The organism is Metabacillus sp. B2-18, assembly GCF_021117275.1.
Taxonomy (GTDB): Bacteria; Bacillota; Bacilli; order Bacillales; family Bacillaceae; genus Metabacillus.
In genome coordinates, this window is sequence record NZ_CP088245.1 from 1,037,369 (window position 1) to 1,056,002 (window position 18,634).

General features: G+C 34.0%; 16 protein-coding genes and 1 pseudogene. 11 read left to right on the top strand and 6 right to left on the bottom strand.

Annotated features, from left to right (window positions below; genetic code table 11):
- Positions 1-149: 149 nt before the first annotated feature.
- The 6 genes and pseudogenes from LPC09_RS05410 to LPC09_RS05435 form a co-directional block, all read left to right on the top strand.
- Positions 150-578, top strand: coding sequence for a DUF5392 family protein (locus LPC09_RS05410; RefSeq protein ID WP_098795829.1), 429 nt, complete (start codon positions 150-152; stop codon positions 576-578).
- 185 nt (positions 579-763) lie between these two features.
- Positions 764-3,406, top strand: coding sequence for a sensor domain-containing protein (locus LPC09_RS05415; RefSeq protein ID WP_098795830.1), 2,643 nt, complete (start codon positions 764-766; stop codon positions 3,404-3,406).
- Between the two features lie 168 nt (positions 3,407-3,574).
- On the top strand, positions 3,575-4,333 hold the full coding sequence (locus tag LPC09_RS05420) for a DeoR/GlpR family DNA-binding transcription regulator (RefSeq protein ID WP_098795831.1): 759 nt from the start codon (positions 3,575-3,577) through the stop codon (positions 4,331-4,333).
- Between the two features lie 158 nt (positions 4,334-4,491).
- Positions 4,492-5,943 carry an IS1182 family transposase gene (locus LPC09_RS05425; protein ID WP_231308761.1) on the top strand — a complete coding sequence of 484 codons (1,452 nt, stop codon included), beginning with the start codon at positions 4,492-4,494 and terminating at the stop codon, positions 5,941-5,943.
- 378 nt (positions 5,944-6,321) lie between these two features.
- Positions 6,322-7,155 carry an FxLYD domain-containing protein gene (locus LPC09_RS05430; RefSeq protein WP_231309174.1) on the top strand — a complete coding sequence of 278 codons (834 nt, stop codon included), beginning with the start codon at positions 6,322-6,324 and terminating at the stop codon, positions 7,153-7,155.
- 67 nt (positions 7,156-7,222) lie between these two features.
- A pseudogene (locus LPC09_RS05435) lies at positions 7,223-7,420 on the top strand (6-phospho-beta-glucosidase); the annotation flags it as partial.
- A 63-nt stretch (positions 7,421-7,483) separates the two neighbouring features.
- Here LPC09_RS05435 and LPC09_RS05440 read toward each other — a convergent pair.
- A complete protein-coding gene (locus LPC09_RS05440; protein ID WP_098799364.1) occupies positions 7,484-7,639 on the bottom strand; it encodes a YpzG family protein in 156 nt (51 codons plus the stop codon).
- A 493-nt stretch (positions 7,640-8,132) separates the two neighbouring features.
- A complete protein-coding gene (locus LPC09_RS05445; RefSeq protein WP_176551223.1) occupies positions 8,133-8,675 on the bottom strand; it encodes a GbsR/MarR family transcriptional regulator in 543 nt (180 codons plus the stop codon).
- A 258-nt stretch (positions 8,676-8,933) separates the two neighbouring features.
- On the opposite strand from LPC09_RS05445, the gene proV reads away from it, so the two are divergent.
- The 4 genes from proV to LPC09_RS05465 all read left to right on the top strand — a co-directional run bounded on the left by proV (position 8,934) and on the right by LPC09_RS05465 (position 13,889).
- Complete coding sequence (gene proV / locus LPC09_RS05450; protein WP_098799363.1) at positions 8,934-10,175, top strand: glycine betaine/L-proline ABC transporter ATP-binding protein ProV; 1,242 nt, start codon at positions 8,934-8,936, stop codon at positions 10,173-10,175.
- A 10-nt stretch (positions 10,176-10,185) separates the two neighbouring features.
- Positions 10,186-11,025 carry an ABC transporter permease gene (locus tag LPC09_RS05455; RefSeq protein ID WP_231309730.1) on the top strand — a complete coding sequence of 280 codons (840 nt, stop codon included), beginning with the start codon at positions 10,186-10,188 and terminating at the stop codon, positions 11,023-11,025.
- Positions 11,025-11,936, top strand: a complete 912-nt coding sequence (locus LPC09_RS05460) for a glycine betaine ABC transporter substrate-binding protein (protein WP_098799362.1) — start codon at positions 11,025-11,027, stop codon at positions 11,934-11,936. The genes LPC09_RS05455 and LPC09_RS05460 overlap by 1 nt, the downstream gene beginning before the upstream one ends.
- A gap of 318 nt (positions 11,937-12,254) precedes the next feature.
- Positions 12,255-13,889 carry a Na/Pi cotransporter family protein gene (locus tag LPC09_RS05465; RefSeq protein WP_098799361.1) on the top strand — a complete coding sequence of 545 codons (1,635 nt, stop codon included), beginning with the start codon at positions 12,255-12,257 and terminating at the stop codon, positions 13,887-13,889.
- Positions 13,890-14,000: 111 nt separating this feature from the next.
- On the opposite strand, the gene sleB is transcribed toward LPC09_RS05465, so the two are convergent.
- The 4 genes from sleB to LPC09_RS05485 form a co-directional block, all read right to left on the bottom strand.
- A complete protein-coding gene (gene sleB / locus LPC09_RS05470) occupies positions 14,001-14,729 on the bottom strand; it encodes a spore cortex-lytic enzyme (protein WP_098799367.1) in 729 nt (242 codons plus the stop codon).
- A gap of 227 nt (positions 14,730-14,956) precedes the next feature.
- Positions 14,957-15,241 carry a hypothetical protein gene (locus LPC09_RS05475; RefSeq protein WP_098799360.1) on the bottom strand — a complete coding sequence of 95 codons (285 nt, stop codon included), beginning with the start codon at positions 15,239-15,241 and terminating at the stop codon, positions 14,957-14,959.
- Between the two features lie 312 nt (positions 15,242-15,553).
- Positions 15,554-15,757 (bottom strand): Spo0E family sporulation regulatory protein-aspartic acid phosphatase, encoded by a 204-nt coding sequence (locus LPC09_RS05480; protein WP_442920016.1) that lies wholly within the window; start codon positions 15,755-15,757, stop codon positions 15,554-15,556.
- Between the two features lie 176 nt (positions 15,758-15,933).
- Complete coding sequence (locus LPC09_RS05485) at positions 15,934-16,362, bottom strand: ASCH domain-containing protein (protein WP_098799358.1); 429 nt, start codon at positions 16,360-16,362, stop codon at positions 15,934-15,936.
- 251 nt (positions 16,363-16,613) lie between these two features.
- On the opposite strand from LPC09_RS05485, the gene LPC09_RS05490 reads away from it, so the two are divergent.
- Positions 16,614-18,569 (top strand): lipoteichoic acid synthase, encoded by a 1,956-nt coding sequence (locus tag LPC09_RS05490; protein WP_098799357.1) that lies wholly within the window; start codon positions 16,614-16,616, stop codon positions 18,567-18,569.
- Positions 18,570-18,634: the final 65 nt, after the last annotated feature.

An 18,634-nucleotide genomic window follows, 5' to 3' on the forward strand; every position in this document is an offset into this window, starting at 1 on the left:
CTTGGTTGTTGGGTGTGTGGTAACCTCAATTATCCAAAGAATTTAGGGGGTGGCAATTTTTTTGCCTATAAAGCCCTCTATGGAGATATTTTATAACCTATTTCTTATAGAAGTTTTGACAATACGCTATTTGTTAGGGGGATAATTATATGAAACTTATTAATTTGGATTTGCCGAATTTTGCAAAGAAAGAAATTGAGAAATTACAAGAAGTGATCGCTCCATTTGCAAAAAAAGCATCTCGGTATATTTTTTGGTCCTTCCCTTTAATTGTTTTATCTATCATTAATATAGTTACTATGTTATTTGGAGCTGGTTTTAACGAATCAATAACACCTTCTTTAGTAGTGTATGCGATAATGGGAGCGCTAGGCATGGCTCTTTCAAAAGAAGCAAAACTTCAACAGGCAGAGATACAGAAAGTAAGTATGGACTATATAGTTGAACGAATAAAGAAAAGTGAGGTTGTATCGGACCGTGTTAAAGAGAAATATATCTCTTTAGTAAAAGAAAGACCGTTACAGACTTTGAACCATTTTGTGAATTTTTTAGAAGTAGAGAATAGAGTAATGAATTGAAAGTAGAGTGTTTTAAAGGTTGAGATAGCCTTTAAGCACTCTTTTTTATTAAGCCTGGTTAAAGTTATGTACCCCAATAACACTTTCTAATGATGAGTTGACAACCATTTTCCCCCCCTTCATAATAGAAAAAATATAATTCGCTTTGAATTTATTAATTTAAATCTTAAGATGAGGGTTTTATTATGCGACTGTTTACTATCTTTTCATACTTAATCTTATTTTTTTATCTTCTCGTTGTTTATTCTCTTATCTTTTTAGATAAAGAAGTCATCTTTAATCTATTGCAAGAATTCCATATCCAACTCTGGTTAAGTCAAATAGTTTTTGTTGTTTTGTGCCTATCGCCCTTATACTTCATTTTAGATTATGTAAGAAAACAACAAAAAAGATATTCTACTTCTCAAATGGAAACCGAAAAGTATCAAGTAACTCTTGAAAATTCTTCAATAGCCGCCTTTATATATAAAGATGATGCTTTCCTCTATGTCAGTCCTGCTTTTGCTCAATTATTTGGATATACTCGTGAAGAAATATATGAGACTCCTTTAAGTGCTAATCATTTATTGGCCGAGGAATATCAAGACATTTTGGCTAAACATATTGAAGGACTGCTAAATTCGAATACTATTCGTAGTAATTTTCAAGCTAAAGGCAAAAGAAAAGATAACACAGAACTCGATCTAGATATATACCCTTCTAGACAAATCTTTTATGGTCAGGAAGTAATGGTAGGAAGTGTGGTTAACTTCACAGAAAAACGACACATTCTAAATGAGTTAGAAAAGCGGGAAAAAGTTTTATCACAGGCTCAAAAGATTGCTGGAATACTATATTGGGAATATGACAATGTAAACAATATTCTAAGTTGGAGTGAGCAAATTTATGCTCTTTTTGGGTTATCGTTAGACCAACAGCCAACGTTTGAATTTTTATTATCAAAGGTACATCCTGATGATCGGGAAACATTAAGTAACAGTAGGGAAAAGGAAATAACAGGAGAATCCATTCTTAATATCTATCGTATTCTATTAGAAGATGGAACAGAAAGGACATTACATTCAATCTCACAAAGCATTTTTAATGAAGATGGACAACCTATACAAACCATAGGAACTATGCAGGACATTACAGACCGTCTTGTAGAAGAAAAAAAACTGGAACTATCAGAGAATCGCTATAAATCGTTGTTTGATAATAACTTAGATAGTGTGTTCTCACTAGATCTTAAAGGAAGTATTCTTTCGGTTAACGAAATGGCGATCAAAACGTTTGGCTATTCAAAGGAAGAATTTATCCATCAAAATCCACGTGATTTCATTATCACTGAGTTCAAAGAAGAGGTATCTGAGCTGTTTAAAAACGTACTTTCTGGTGAAGCAAGAAGAATATCTATCCAAGGGCTTCATAAAGACAGCTCAAGGGTTGATCTAGATGTAACGGTGATGCCTATTATTGTAAAATCACAAGTAACAGGGGTGTTCTGTCTTGCAAAAGACGTTACGAAAGAAAGAGAACATGTAAAAACGATCGAGAAATTGGCTTATCATGACCATTTAACAGGTTTACCGAATCGAAGAAATTTAATGATTCTGACGGATAACTATATACAAAAAGCTAAAAAACAAGACTTTATGATCGGGGTTTTATACATTGACTTAGACCGATTAAAATTCGTAAATGATTATTTGGGACATGAATATGGAGATGAAATGATCATTGAAGCAAGTAATAGGATACTAGGATGTATTCAAAATACAGATACTCTTGCACGAGTTGGAGGGGACGAATTTATCTTAATTCTTCCAGAAATAAGTGGTGTTGATCAGACGATTGAGGTCGCAGAGAAAATATTAGAGGCATTTAATCAAGGGTTTTATCTCAAAAATAAATTATTTAAAACAACTGCTAGTATAGGAATTAGCATCTATCCTTTGAATGGAGAAGATATCACTCAATTATTCAGTAAAGCGGATAAGGCCATGTATTTTGTTAAAACACATGGTAAAAACTCTTATAAATTTTTTGAAAATACCCTGGAGGAGAAAGAAGAAAGGAAATTTTTAATTGAAAATGCCTTAGAGACTTCTTTAAATGACGGAGATTTTTTTCTTATGTATCAACCTAGATTAGATGTGGAAACAGGTGAGATTTCTACCTTTGAATCACTGCTTAGATGGAAACATCCTGAATTGGGAATGGTCAGTCCGGGAGAATTTATCCCTGTGGCCGAAGAAACAGGAGACATTGTTATAATTGGTGAATGGGTGTTAAAAGAGTCTGTAAAAACTCTTAAGGAACTCCAAGCAAAAATAAACACGGATGTTCGAGTATCAGTTAATGTGTCTGTTAGACAGCTCTATCAATCAAATTTGGATCACTTGATAAATACCCTATTACGCGAGTATAATCTTTCTCCTCATTTACTGGAACTAGAAGTAACGGAAAGTACCTTAATTAATGACGATCCTGCCATACTAGATACTTTGAAAAATATTAGAGAGTTAGGTGTTCATTTGGCCATTGACGACTTTGGAACAGGAAATTCATCTATTACCTATCTAAAACGCTTGGAAGTGGATATTATTAAAATTGATCGTTCCTTTGTATCGGGCGTACCTCATGCAAAAGAAAATGCTGCTATTACCTCAGCTATGATTGATATGGCACACGACCTCAATATTAAAGTAGCCTGTGAGGGAGTTGAAACAGAAGAAGAACTTCAATACATTAAGGATAAAGGCTCAGATGAAATTCAAGGTTACTATATTTCTTATCCACTGATTAAAAAAGACCTCTTTACATTTTTACAAAGAGGTTGTAATTAAACTACAAGGAGTTGTCGATGAGGTAGCTCCTTCACTGAGGCCATTTGTTAAGCATCCTTTTTTATAAGGACTTTTTAAATGCAAGATTCTAGTGAATTTTATATACTGAAAAAAAGTAACGATAATTGAAATCTTATAATTTGGATTTCTTTTTCAGGAGGAAACATTTTGCTTATAACGGAAAGGCATCGCCTAATATTAGATCTTTTAAAAGAAAAAGAGAATGTTAAAATCCAAGAGCTTGTTGAGCTTACTTCTACTTCAGAATCTACCTTAAGACGTGACTTAGATCAATTAGAAAAAATGAACTATTTAAAGCGAGTGCATGGTGGTGCTTCGTTGTTACAGCGTAAGAGAGACGAACCTAGTGTTATAGAAAGAACAACTCAAAATCTAAAAGAAAAAGAAACTATAGCCAATTATGCCGCGGGTCTGATTACAAATGGAGAGTGCATATACCTTGATGCTGGAACAACCACCTATCAAATGATAAGGCATTTACAGGAGAAGGATGTTGTTGTTGTAACTAACGGGACAGACCATTTAAACACATTGTTAGAAGCGAATATTTGTACATATTTTATCGGTGGCTTTGTAAAAAAGGTGACAAAAGCAACAATAGGACGCGATGCCTATGAAAGTATTAAAAATTATCGTTTTGATAAATGTTTTATGGGCGCAAATGCCATTCATCATGAACTGGGGCTAACAACACCAGATCCAGAAGAAGCACAAATAAAAGAAAGAGCCATTTCCTTATCAAGAGAAACTTACATTTTAGCAGATCATACCAAAATTGGAGAAGTCTCCTTTTCCAATTTTGCAGACCTTAATCAAGTGAAAATTATTACAAATAAAGTCGATTATGTAGATTTAGAAAAATATAAAAAATTAACAGATATTATTGAAGTTAAAGAAACACAATGAATTTTTTAAAAAATATACTTGGTTGGTTTAAGAAACTCGCTCATGTTTGAGAGGCCACTGAAAAAGTCCAAGTAAAAGGTAGAAAGATTCACTTAGGTGAACTTTTCTACCTTTTTTACTTTATAATTAAAATTATAAATATAAGTGGGTGGTTTCCAATGATACAAAAACAACAAACAATGATGTTTAGTCCATATGTGGCTCTATATGATATCGTCGTTCCTCAGGATAATATGTTACGAAGAATTAAGGATCTAATTGACTTTTCTTTTATTTACGAAGAATTAAAGGATAAATATTGTCTAGATAATGGGCGGAATGCGATAGATCCTATTCGCATGTTTAAATATTTGTTTTTGAAAACCATTCATGATGTTTCAGATGTTGATATTATCGAGCGTTCAAAATATGATATGTCCTTCAAATATTTTTTGGATATGGCTCCGGAGGAAGCCGTTATTGATTCAAGTTCTTTGACAAAGTTTCGTAAGCTTAGGTTAAAAGACATGAACTTATTAGACATGCTTATCAATAAGACAGTGGAGATTGCCATTGAGAAAGAGATTATTAAAAGCAAGTCCATTATTGTAGATGCCACCCATACAAAGGCGAGATATAATCAAATGACTCCAAAAGAAATACTAATGGAGCGCTCCAAAAACCTCAGAAAAGCAATTTATAAAATTAACGAGAGTATGAAGAAGAAATTCCCCGTAAAGCCAAACAATGATCTACTTGAAGATGAGATTACTTATTCCCAAGAGCTCATTGAAGTGATTGAAAAGGAAGAAAGCCTTTTAGAGTATCCAAAAGTCAAGGAACATCTTAATCTCCTGAAAGAAGCCGTTGCAGATGATATCGAACAGCTACAGTCCATGAATGATCTAGATGCCAAAGTCGGACACAAAGCAGCTGACTCATCATTCTTTGGCTATAAAACTCATCTGGCGATGAGTGAAGAGCGAATTATTACAGCCGCAACGATTACAACCGGAGAAAAAAATGATGGAAAAGAGCTACAGACACTTGTTGAGAAAAGTATAGATGCAGGAATGGAAATTGAAACGGTTATTGGGGATACTGCGTATTCTGAGAAAGACAACATTCAATATAGTAAGGAAAATGGAATTAAACTGGTCTCAAAATTAAATCCTTCCATAACTCAGGGTACCCGAAAAAAAGAGGATGAATTTGAATTCAATAAGGATGCGGGCATGTATGTCTGCAAGGCAGGGCATATGGCTGTACGGAAAGCTAGGCAAGGTAAAAAAGGAGTAGGCAAAAACCAAGTTGATACCTACTATTTTAATGTTGAAAAATGCAAGAGATGTCCTTTCAGAGAAGGGTGCTACAAAGAGGGAGCCAAAAGTAAAACATATTCTGTTTCCCTTAAGTCTGATCAACATTCATCCCAAGCACAATTCCAGAAAAGTGTATATTTTAAGGAAAAGTCTAAAGAGCGTTATAAAATTGAAGCGAAAAATAGTGAATTAAAACACAGACACGGGTATAATGTGGCAAAATCCTCGGGTCTAATTAGCATGGAGTTGCAAGGCGCCATGGCTATATTTACGGTAAACATTAAAAGAATTCTAAAGCTACTAGGGTAAAATTAGAGAAAATATGTGGCTAATGCAAAGAAAGAGCCGACTTTTTTTCCTTTTTTAGGAATTAAAGTCGGCTCTTTTTAAACTCACATGAATAATCTTTAAAATCGTCAGATTTTCAGTGGCCTCCATTTCATGGGTGGCTTTTTTCGTATAGTTGATAGCATTGTAATTGCTTGTGGGTTGCCCTGTTTTCTAAAGAAAATAGTATGCTTTCGAATCAACATTTCATACCAAAACCTGAATATAATAAAAAGGATCTCTTTTAGGCGTACAAAAATAATATGATATTAGACTCAGTACAAACATGCGGACATTTAGATAAAATAAAGATTAATAGACTAATTTTTTACAATAAGAAAATAAAGGGGGCTATGTTCAATGAAAAGCATTGAACATATAAGAGAAGAAATTCAACAATTTTCAAAGGCAAATGAATACCTTTCCTATCGTGAAGTCGAAGAATTACAACATATTTTACATGAAGATGAAATGATAATGAATGTTACAACCGGCGAGATTGAGGGATATAAGGGTCTATTTTTTGCAACAGACTATAGAGTGTTGTTTGTTTATTATAATGAAATTAACCAATCAAAAGTATTGGAGGTCGCATATGAAAAGCTGGACTATTTTCATGTAAAACAGGTTAGTTATTATGTGGCAATGGAATTGTTTTTTTCTGGATCAAAAATTGAAATCACTGATTTACCACCCGATGATGCAGATTCATTTAAAGAGATTTTAGATGGTATTATTGGCTTTAATAAAACGTTAGAAAATAATCGTAGGGCCCCGAAAAAGAAGTTTGGTTTTATTCGTTTATTACTTTTTATTGGTATTGCTGTTTTAACAGGTTATCTAGTTGGACCACAGTTTCAGGTAGTTGAGGTATATGATGAAGTGATAACAAATGCTCTGTCTAAAGAAGAAGGAGAAAAAACCTATCAAATCGATTTATCCAATCTAGAGCTTGAGCAGAATGAATATGAAACGACAGTTAAAGGGGAAATAATAAATAATTCGGATAAGGAATACCGTTACATAAGTATTGATGTACAATTTTATGATAAAAAGGGATCAATCGTGGACAGTCAAATTGAATATATTTATGACTTAAAGCCCGGTGGATCATGGAATTTAGAAACATACTCGATCAGTGAGTATGCAGACAGCTATAAAGTTGTCGGTGTTTATGCAGAAGCAGCAGAGTAAGTAATTTGTGACATTCGTGGATGAAAAATAGCTCTGAGTACTAAATAATGAGCTATTAGCAGTAAAAATCTCAGTCCAGCAAATTAAATCATTTGAACGAGTAGCAGCTTAGGCAGTAGTTACAGGTAATTAAGATACTGCTTTACTGGCCATGACAGTATATCCCCTTGTTCCATCTGATAAAGTGGGGAAACTAATCTTGGATGAGATGCATGAAGCGCATAAGGGGCACTTATCACAGTTTTTTCAAATAACAGTTGTATAAGAAAAGGCCTATGCCGAGTAGCATAGGCCCTTTAAATATCCCTATAGTAGATTGTCATTTATCCTAAAACATGCGATGTGCCTTTGCATTTCCTCTTGCTCTAATGGTATTTTGTGTTACTTGAGTTTCACCATTTACTTGAGAATTTAAATGCTTACGACTTGTCCATCTATGGTGAAATAACTGAGATTGTTGATCTAATTGATCTTTGTAGCTCATTATTTTATCACCTCGTGTTAGGATAATGATATTCAAGGGAATATCACTATTTATCCTTTGCGATAAGGATAGAAATTATGTATGGGTTTTAGGTTTATTACCTTTAAAACGAAATGCTGAGTAAAGCAAGAAATAAAGTTTATAATATAAATAATCGAACCTACATAATGGTATTGCGAAATGTGTAGAATTTTGCAGAATCGCGGATGAAATGAAATAATCGCAGATAAAACTCTAAAATCGCGGATAAAGTGTTCAGAATCGCAGATAAACCCTTCAAAATCGCAGATAAATTTATAATTAACATAAAACGGTCTGAATTTTTCTCAGTAGTGCATTTAAAATGACCTGATTTCATGTTAATAATAAGAAAAAACATCAATTCTTGGAGAAGTTGATGTTTTTTCTTTCATATATATAATAACTTTTTTGTATGATGATATTTTGAAGTTGCATATTGTCCTTATGAAGTATGCATAGCAGGTGATTAGTTTTACTCCTTGTCTTTTTTTATAGGAATAAAATCTAGAATTTCCTTTGTCTCAAAACTGTCAATGAGTCTGTTTTGCCATTCGTAATATTCCATTCTCTCCTCGAGCTTTTTGATATCTTTTTGGGCATGCTCTCGAATTTCTTCGGATGTATCCGGATTATCAACGAGCTCTTGCAAATGTGCTATTGATTTTTCCATCGCACTGCTATTCGTGGTAATGGCTGTCCTCCATTTAATCGAGAAAAAGTCAAAAAAGCATTGATACCAATCTTCTTTGATTGTGTACAAATCTTTTCTTTCACCTTTTATCCAAACCTTTTCCACCATATTTAAATCAAGTAAGCTTCTAACCGAATTACTCATACTTGTTTTACTCATTCCAAGCTCTTCTTTCATATCATCAAGTGTAAGCGGTTTATCAGAAAAAAATAGGAGTCCGTATAACCGTCCAGCAGAGGGTGTGAGACCATAAAGGTTCATATTTTGAGCAATTGCATCTATAACCACATTTCTGGTTCTGTCTAATGTTTCGTTGTCTTTCAAATAAATTCACATCCTAAAATGTTTTTATCTTTATTTTAATTCTACACTACCCATTTATAAATTAAATGTAAAGGACTCCTTTACAGAAGAATAGCGAGTATTTAGGAGTATTTATAAGTAATCCTTATGTATAGTACGTACAGTTATTTCTGTACGTACTATACATACAATAAACATAATATACACTGTTTGAACTATATTGAATTATCTGTTTATAATTAAGAAGTCCTAAAGAGACAGATAAAAAGAGGTGAAAGAATGGAAGAAAATCATATAAAGATTAAGGTTAATGAGGTTACTAAGATCTTTGGAAAATCTTCAAAAAAGGCTTTGCAATTAGTAAAAGAAGGAAAATCAAAGGAACAAATTTTAAAGGAAACAGGCTCAACAGTTGGGGTTAACCGAGCATCCTTTGAAGTTAAGTCAGGTGAAATCTTCGTGATTATGGGTTTGTCCGGAAGTGGTAAATCTACATTAGTTCGATTGCTTAATCGTCTGATTGAACCAACATTAGGGCAAGTTCAAATTGACGGAAAAGATGTTGTCAAAATGAATAAGGAAGAACTAAGAGAAGTACGAAGAAAGAAAATAAGTATGGTTTTTCAAAAGTTTGCTTTATTTCCACATAAAACAGTCCTTGAGAACACGGAATATGGATTAGAAATTCAAGGTGTAGTTAAGGAAGAAAGAAGTAAAAAAGCCTTAGAGGCACTTGAATTAGTTGGATTAAAGGGCTATGAAAATCAATACCCTAGTCAGCTAAGTGGTGGAATGCAGCAACGTGTTGGACTGGCGAGAGCACTGGCAAATGATCCTGATGTGCTTTTAATGGATGAAGCTTTTAGCGCATTGGATCCATTGATTCGAAAAGACATGCAGGATGAGTTGCTAGAGTTACAATCTAATATGGAAAAGACGATCGTCTTTATTACCCATGATTTAGATGAGGCCCTTCGTATCGGAGACAGAATTGCCCTTATGAAGGATGGTAACATCGTACAGATAGGAACACCTGAAGAAATCTTAATGAGTCCTTCTAATGAATATGTTGAAAGATTCGTAGAAGACGTTGATCTTTCTAAGGTACTAACAGCACAACATGTTATGAAGCGGGCGGAAACTGTTCAAATTGATAAGGGTCCACGTGTAGCCCTTAAATTAATGAAGACTTTAGGTATTTCATCTATATATGTTGTAGATAAACAACAGAAGCTTCTTGGTGTGATTACGGCAAAAGATGCATCAAAAGCTGCTGAACAAAATCAGTCATTAGAATCTTTCATAGAAAAAGATATAACAGTTGTTGGAGCGGAAACGTTATTAATTGATTTATTTGAAAAAGTGTCTTCTGCAAGTATTCCCGTTGCGGTTACAGATGAAAAAAATCGCTTAAAGGGAATCTTGATTAAGGGTGCTGTAATTGGCGCACTTACGGGTAACGAACAATATATCAATGAGGTTGCCGAACCTGAAGCACCCCATGCTAAGGAGGTGATGTAAGGTGGAAGGAATGTTACCGAAGCTCCCCTTAGCTGATTGGATTGATGCTTTAGTTGATTGGATGACCAATACCTTTGGTGGTTTATTTGATGGTATTTCTACTGGAGTGGACTTTTTTGTTGAAGGAATTGTTGCTGGTTTAGGCTTTATCCCTTCTATTATATTAATTATTCTTTTAAGTTTACTAGCTTGGAAGGTTTGTAATATAAGAATTGCACTATTTGCATTATTAGGCTTATTTCTTATTGACAATTTAGGTTATTGGGAAGAAATGTTAGAAACACTCGCTCTTGTTTTGACGGCAGTGTTGATTTCGGTTGTGATTGGAATTCCAGTTGGTATATGGGCATCACAAAGTGAAAGAGTAAGACAATTTGTTACACCGGTCCTTGATTTAATGCAAACAATGCCGGCATTCGTTTACTTACTACCAGCCATCTTTTTCTTCAGTATAGGAGTAGTACCAGGAGTTGTAGCATCTGTCATTTTTGCGATGCCACCAACCATCCGTTTAACAGTACTCGGAATCAAACAGGTACCAGCAGATTTAATTGAGGCAACAGAAGCCTTTGGTTCTACAACGAAGCAAAGACTATTAAAAGTGCAACTGCCATTGGCTATGCCAACAATCATGGCAGGAATTAACCAAAGTATCATGTTAGCTTTATCAATGGTTGTGGTCGCATCCATGGTTGGAGCTCCTGGGCTTGGTACAGAGGTTTATCGTGCTGTTACTCAAATAAAAACAGGTGTAGGGTTTGAAGCTGGTTTGGCAATAGTTGTTATTGCTATTTTGCTAGACCGCATCACTCAAAATATAGGAAAGAAAAAAGAAGGGGGAACAATTTAATGCTTAAAAAATTACTAGGAGTCACTTCAGCATTAACACTAACATTAGGTTTAGCAGCGTGTGGAGGAAATGAAACAAGTGGATCAGAATCATCAGAGTCAGAAGGTTCAACAGCATCTGTAGGGGAACAAGTAGACTATGAAATTGTGGGTATCGATCCAGGTGCTGGACTAATGAAATTGACTATTAATGAAGTATTACCTGAATACGGCCTAGATGATTGGGAAGTAGTAGAAGGTTCAGGTGCGGCTATGACTGCAGCTTTGAAAAAAGCATACGATAATGAGGAGCCAATTATCGTTACAGGCTGGAGCCCACACTGGAAATTTGCAAGCTATGACTTAAAATACCTTGAAGATCCAAAGGGAATCTATGGTGGAGCAGAAGATGTTAACACAATTGTTCGTTTAGGATTAAAAGAAGACCAACCTGACGCTTATAGGCTTCTTGATCAATTTAACTGGGAACCAGAACATATCGAAACAGTGATGAATTTAATTCAAGAAGGCAATGAGCCTGCTGAAGCAGCAGCACAGTGGGTAAGTGAAAATGAAGAATTAGTTAGCTCTTGGACGGAAGGTGTTAACGAGGTTGACGGTGAAGAGTTAAAGCTTCTTTATGTAGCATGGGATGATGTAATTGCAAGCTCACATGTTGTAGAGAATGTGCTTGAAAGTGTTGGATACGAAGTAGATTTAGTTCAGGTTGATGCAGGTCCAATGTGGGCTGGTATTGCTGACGGAAGCGGTGATGCAATGGTAGGTGCATGGCTACCAACAACACACGCTGATTATTATGCTGAATACGAAGGGAAGTTTGAAGACCTAGGTGCAAACCTTACTGGAACGAAGCTAGGACTAGTTGTACCAGCATATATGGACATTGATTCAATTGAAGATTTAAAAGAATAAATAGGTAAAGTAATAATAATATCAGTTTAAGAAGGAAGCACTCATATTTTGGGTGCTTCTTTTTCATTTGAACGTATTTCTATTCTAAGAGAAAGTTAAGATATAAGTGGTTGAAAAGTCAAGATAATATGGAATTTTTTAAAATATTTGGAAATAGTAAGAAGAGATGCTATTACTTAATAAGTCTTTTGTAAATTTAATGTAAAGATTTAATTAATATATTGTAAATTTAATGTTAAGTTGTTTTCAACTCATATTTACATTGTTACTATATATGAGTATTTTTATTAATATTTACTATTTAGGAGTGACATCACATTGGAGATTAACTATCAGGAAATGCTCTTTCAGTTTTTAGGAGGACTTGGAATTTTCCTTTTCGGAATAAAATACATGGGAGACGGCTTGCAGTCAGCTGCAGGAGATCGTTTAAAAGATATACTTGACCGTTTCACGACAAACCCTTTTATGGGTGTGTTAGCTGGTTTACTTGTAACAGTTTTAATCCAATCTAGTTCTGGAACAACGGCTTTAACGGTTGGACTAGTAAGTGCTGGATTTATGACATTAAGACAAGCAATAGGTGTCATAATGGGGGCAAATATCGGGACGACTGTAACAGCCTTTATCATCGGTATAGATGTTGGCGCCTATGCTTTGCCTATCATTGCGCTTGGTGCGTTTTGTATTTTCTTCTTTAAAAAGAAGGCAATCACTTCATTTGGACAAGTTGCTTTTGGCTTTGGATCACTCTTCTTTGGTTTAGAATTGATGAGTGGAGGCATGAAACCATTAAGGTCACTAGAAGCTTTTCATGATTTAACAGTAAGTATGGCTAGTAATCCAATTTTAGGTGTTTTAGTTGGTACCATCTTTACGGTTATTGTTCAAAGTTCAAGTGCAACAATCGGTATTTTACAGGAATTATTCTCACAGGATGCAATTAGTTTAAATGCTGCTTTACCTGTTTTATTTGGAGATAATATTGGGACTACGATCACAGCAGTACTTGCATCTCTTGGGGCTTCAATTGCTGCGAGAAGAGCTGCATTTGTGCACGTTTTATTCAACCTGATAGGAACTGTAATCTTTTTAATTCTATTAATTCCTTTCACATATTTAATTACTTATTTACAAGATACATTAAGTTTAAATCCAGCGATGACAATTGCTTTTGCTCATGGGACATTTAATATTACGAATACCATTATTCAGTTTCCATTCATTTTTGCTTTAGCATGGTTAGTGACAAAACTAATTCCTGGTGAAGATAAATATATTGATACGAAGCCGCAACATTTAAACCCAACATTGATTGAGCATTCACCATCAATCGCTTTAGGACAAGCTAAAGAAGAGCTGAAAAGAATGGGAGAATTTACAGTCGATGGTCTTAATGAGGCATTTCAATATTTAAATCTAGGCGAGAAAAAACATGCTGAGAATGCACTTCAATATGAAACAGGAATCAACAATCTAGATAAAAAAATCACAAATTATTTACTTGAAATATCAGCAAAACCACTTTCAGTAAAAGAAAGAGATGAGTTTTCAAACATAGCCGATTCTATTAGAGATATGGAACGCATTGGTGATCACATGGAAAACATCGTTGAACTTGTTGATTTTAAAATTAACAAAAAAGTTAACCTATCTAACGATGCAACAAATGAATTAAAGGAAATGTATGAATTCACGTTAACTACATTAAAAACGGCTTATTCTGCCTTCTTTGAAAATGATGTAGAAAAAGCTAAAGAGGTGTTATCTCGTGAAAATGAGATAGACAAGATGGAGAGAGTTCTTAGAAAAAAACACATCATGAGATTAAACGAAAGACAATGCTCTGGTGATGCCGGAATAGTGTTCGTTGATATAATAAGCAACTTAGAAAGAATTGCGGATCATTCAGTTAATATAGCTGAGACTATATTAACTGTTGAATCGAACTAAATAACAATTCATTCACTCAAATAGGCTGATTCAAACTGAATCAGCCTATTTTGTGTTTGAGAAAAATAAATAAAGTTTGCAAAGAAAGTATATGTAACCATTATCTGCGGATTATTTACAGAAAATATGTTTCCCAATTCGTTTTATTTGTGGCCTACCCCAAATCCAGCTACTTGTTGCTGTATCAGGATTAAAATAATAAACCGCATTTCCTGTAGGATCCCAACCGTTAATGGCATCAAGTACAGCTTTTTTTGATGTTTCATTAGGAGTTAGCCAAATCTGCCCATCAGCTACGGCGGTAAAAGCTAACGGTTCAAAGATGACACCTGAAACAGTATTAGGAAATGTCTGGCTCTCAACACGGTTTAAAATAACAGCTGCCACCGCAACTTGTCCAATATATGGTTCTCCGCGTGCTTCTCCATGAACAGCGTTTGCCATAAGTTGAATATCATTTTGGGAATATCCTGATGGTACATTTATAGCTGTTGATTTTTGAGCTTGTCCTTGTCCTGCTCCTTTAGAGTAATCATATTTTGTTACTTTAACAAGTTTTTGCCTCGTTTTCAAACCTGCTATCCCATCAACATTGAGTCCGAATTCAGACTGAAAATTTCGAAGCGCCCAGTAGGTTCCCCAACCAAAAGCACCATCAATTTCTCCTTTGTAAAATCCAATATATTTTAGACGAGATTGCAATTCAATAACATCATCGCCCACTGCTCCCCGCTGAATTGCTTGATTTGTAAAGGCATTAGTATTGCTTTCCTGAAGTGTTAAAATCATTGTACTTATAAGAAAAACTAAAAGAATAGATGTTTGTTTCTTCTTTTTCATATTGCTCATATTTTCCTCCTGATCACCAACATATTGTTATTTTTTGTTTGGAGTAAATTTTTATACTAAATAAGGATCAAGCAGCTATAAAAAGTGAGCAATCGTAAATTAATACCAGTTATAATAGTAATAGTCCATTTTGGGTAGAAATATATGTGTGATTTTTCCACAACAAAAAAGAGGAACTCATTTGTGAGTCCCCCTTTGTTTCAAACTAGATTGTTCCATTATTTAATTGATAGAGCTATGTTTTTTAAGTTTTCAATGATTGATGGTTTACTTTCACCACAATAGAAGGATGTGACCAATTCATAGCACGTATCTTTGTCTATTAAGTAACAACGGTGTGTTCCCATGTCATAGACAAAATGAAATTGCTCTGCACCTTTCTTTCCATCAAAGACTTTATATTGTTCTAGTCCAAACAACTCACGAGCCCCATCTTGAGCCAAGACAAGAAACTCGTCTCTCGTTACTTCTCTAATTGCCACTAATCCAATCGCTTCATTCATATATATAAAACCTCCAATATCTAAAAAAATTAGTCACAAAAAAGTATTTCTTTTATTACCAACTATATAGGTTGTTACATCATATTATGCATGATAGTACTTGCTTTAAAATTTTATCATAAATTACTTTTGAATGAAACTTATTTTATAATAATTATAAAATAAGATTATTTTTAGATATGGTTGACTTTGAATATGTTAAATGAGGAAATGCAAAAATAAATATGTATTTAATGTAGAAAAAAATATTTTTGTATTTCAAATGTAGAATTTAAGAAAAGTGGCGATACGTAATGAGGGTATATTTAAGAGCTATTGGTCGCTTGTTTCATTATCAATACCCATTAATTTTTGATATTGAAGGATCAATTTATCAAGCTTTTGACTCTGAGAAATAGTTAAAGGATGATTTAAGCCTTTGGCTAAACCTATAGCAATTAGTTCATTTTTGTGGGAGCTAATTCTATTAATTAATTCAGTTTTTTCATTAGAGTATCTAGAGATTGAACTATTCAACAGTATAACTCCTTTAATTAAAAATAAATGGTATCGAAATATTATTTTACAAATAAATACTAAAATTGTAAATTACTATATGACTGAATAATAGAAATTAATTTCCTCTAACTTCAAAAAAAAGAATTATTATAGAAGAAAACGACATTCATGTAAGAAAATATCGTCATCATGTTTTATTTTATATCATATTCCCATAATCCAAGCTGTCCTTTAGCTGGGATAGATTGGTCCAACATTTTTATATTCTGAACAATCCAAGCATAATTTCCCTCTCTATAATCGCCTAATAAATAGTCATTGCCTGATACAATTGTCCCATCTTCTAAAATGGCCCAAGACTGATTATTTTCAGTTACTTTTATACAATTTTCAAGCATACAGACAGCAATAATTGAGCCAGTTGGAAGAAGATCATTTGTTAATCCATGCTTACTCAGCAATGTCCTAATTGTATCTTGGTTAGTTGCTGTTTTATCTATTTTTTTGCTTGTATGAATGGCTAGGGGACCACGATATTTCGTGTTCCATGACCTTGTTTCATATTGGATCTCTCCGAGAGTAAAAAGACTAGCCCAAGGCTGAATCATTGATAGAACTTTCACTTTTACTACCTCCAACCTTTTTTACTTTTGTTATGCCAAAAGATACCTATAATATGTACTGCTTATTTCAGTTTCATTGGTCATTCTAATAATGGAAGTTACATCTTTGTGAAAAAATAGACGAATTTGGTTTACAATAAATCCAAAGTTACTTTACTTTCTTTACAATGTTTTATAGAATAGTTGAATGTTAAGCAAACCCAAAAACATTTATTTTAAGAAAAGTAGACAACCGTGAGGTGAAAGTAAAGATGTTTAATAAAATTCAAAAAAGTCATCTGAGTCTTTTCTTTTTAGCTGTTGTCTTATTATGGATTAAAACATATATAGTACAACAAACAGAATTTAAATTAGGCTTAGATAATAGTTTGCAAGAGTTTCTTTTATTTTTAAATCCACTAGGCTCAGTCCTTTTATTCTTAGGTTTATCTCTATTGTCAACGAAAAGAAAATTTTTATGGCTCGTTGTTTTTGATTTTATTTTGAGCTTTTTGTTATTTGCTAATGTTGTGTATTATCGATTCTTTAGTGACTTTATTACAATTCCAACATTAACGCAGACGCAAAATTTTGGTGATGTTAGTGGTAGTGTATCCTCACTTTTAAAGCCTTATGATATCTTATTATTCTTGGACACACTAATTGTTCTAGCCCTAGGATTATATGGTAAAAAGAAGGGGATTACCGCTGTAAATATAAAACGCAGAAGTGTGGCAACTGTATTTATAGCAGCCATCTTAATCATTTCAGTTAACCTTGGATTAGCTGAAAAAGATCGTCCGCAATTATTAACAAGAACGTTCGATCGTAACTACATTGTTAAATATCTTGGGATGTATAACTATACAATTTATGATGCTGTACTCAGTGCCAATGTATCAGCAAAGCGTGCGATGGCAGATTCAGATGATGTTACTGAAGTACTGAATTATAAAAGCACAAATTACGCAGCTCCTAACCCAGAATATTTCGGTGCTGCAAAAGGAATGAACGTTGTTTACTTCCACCTTGAATCAATTCAGAATTTCTTAATTGATTATAAGCTTCATGGTGAAGAAGTAACTCCATTCCTGAACTCTTTAACTAGAAGTGAAAATATCCTGTATTTTGATAATTTCTTTCATCAAACAGCTCAAGGGAAAACAGCTGATGCTGAATTTATGTTAGAAAATTCCTTGTTCGGATTACCACAAGGATCTGCATTTTCATTAAAAGGCATGAACACGTATCAAGCTGCTCCTGCTATTTTAGGTCAGCATGGTTACACATCAGCTGTGTTCCACGGAAATAAAGGATCGTTCTGGAATCGTGATGAAATTTATAAATCATTCGGCTATGACAAATTCTTTGATTCAAGTTATTATTCATTGAATTCAGAGGATCTTGCAGAGTATGGATTAATGGATAAGCCGTTTTTAAAACAATCACAGCCTTTGCTTGAATCATTGCCACAGCCATTTTATACAAAGTTTATAACAGTAACTCACCATTTCCCTTATAAGATGAATCAAGAACTAGCAACAATTGAACAGCATACAACTGGTGATGCGTCTGTTGATCAGTATTTCCAGACAGCACGTTATGCTGATGAGGCTTTAAAAGAGTTCTTTGATTATTTGAAGGAATCTGGTCTATATGACAACACTGTTGTTATCATGTACGGTGATCATTATGGTATTTCAGAAAATCATAATGATGCGATGTCAAAAGTATTAAATAAAGAAATTACACCATTTGAAAGTACTGGACTGCAACGGGTACCTTTATTAATTCATGTACCTGGTACAGAAGGCGGTACAATGCATCAATATGGCGGTCAAATAGACTTACTTCCAACTTTAATGCACTTACTGGGAATTGAATCAAAACCATATATGCAATTTGGTACTGACTTATTATCAAAAGACCATGATGAGCTTGTACCATTTAGAAATGGAGATTTCGTAGGTCCAGAAATCACTTACACTGGTGGTAAATATTATGACTCAACTACTGGTACTGAGATTGAAGCAACTGAAGAAGCAAAACAACTGAAGGAAATCATTGAAACGAAACTAGGTTATTCTGATAAAGTTGTAGAAGGTGATCTTTTACGCTTCTACACTCCTGAAGGTTTTGTCCCTGTTGATCGTTCACAGTATGATTATATTAATAGAAATCCGGTTATTACTGAACAGGATAGTATTACTGAAGCGGAGACTGAATAATATACTAATAAGCTCGGTGGAGTAAATAAAAGAGTATTAATCCAAGAAAGGATTAATACTCTTTT

Excerpts from the sequence above, each read along its gene's own strand:
- LPC09_RS05410 (WP_098795829.1), top strand. The coding sequence starts at position 150 with ATGAAACTTATTAATTTGGATTTGCCGAATTTTGCAAAGAAAGAAATT.
- LPC09_RS05415 (WP_098795830.1), top strand. The coding sequence starts at position 764 with ATGCGACTGTTTACTATCTTTTCATACTTAATCTTATTTTTTTATCTT.
- LPC09_RS05425 (WP_231308761.1), top strand. The coding sequence starts at position 4,492 with ATGATACAAAAACAACAAACAATGATGTTTAGTCCATATGTGGCTCTA.
- LPC09_RS05430 (WP_231309174.1), top strand. The coding sequence starts at position 6,322 with ATGAAAAGCATTGAACATATAAGAGAAGAAATTCAACAATTTTCAAAG.
- LPC09_RS05440 (WP_098799364.1), bottom strand. The coding sequence starts at position 7,639 with ATGAGCTACAAAGATCAATTAGATCAACAATCTCAGTTATTTCACCAT.
- proV (WP_098799363.1), top strand. The coding sequence starts at position 8,934 with ATGGAAGAAAATCATATAAAGATTAAGGTTAATGAGGTTACTAAGATC.
- LPC09_RS05455 (WP_231309730.1), top strand. The coding sequence starts at position 10,186 with ATGTTACCGAAGCTCCCCTTAGCTGATTGGATTGATGCTTTAGTTGAT.
- LPC09_RS05460 (WP_098799362.1), top strand. The coding sequence starts at position 11,025 with ATGCTTAAAAAATTACTAGGAGTCACTTCAGCATTAACACTAACATTA.
- sleB (WP_098799367.1), bottom strand. The coding sequence starts at position 14,729 with ATGAAAAAGAAGAAACAAACATCTATTCTTTTAGTTTTTCTTATAAGT.
- LPC09_RS05475 (WP_098799360.1), bottom strand. The coding sequence starts at position 15,241 with ATGAATGAAGCGATTGGATTAGTGGCAATTAGAGAAGTAACGAGAGAC.
- LPC09_RS05490 (WP_098799357.1), top strand. The coding sequence starts at position 16,614 with ATGTTTAATAAAATTCAAAAAAGTCATCTGAGTCTTTTCTTTTTAGCT.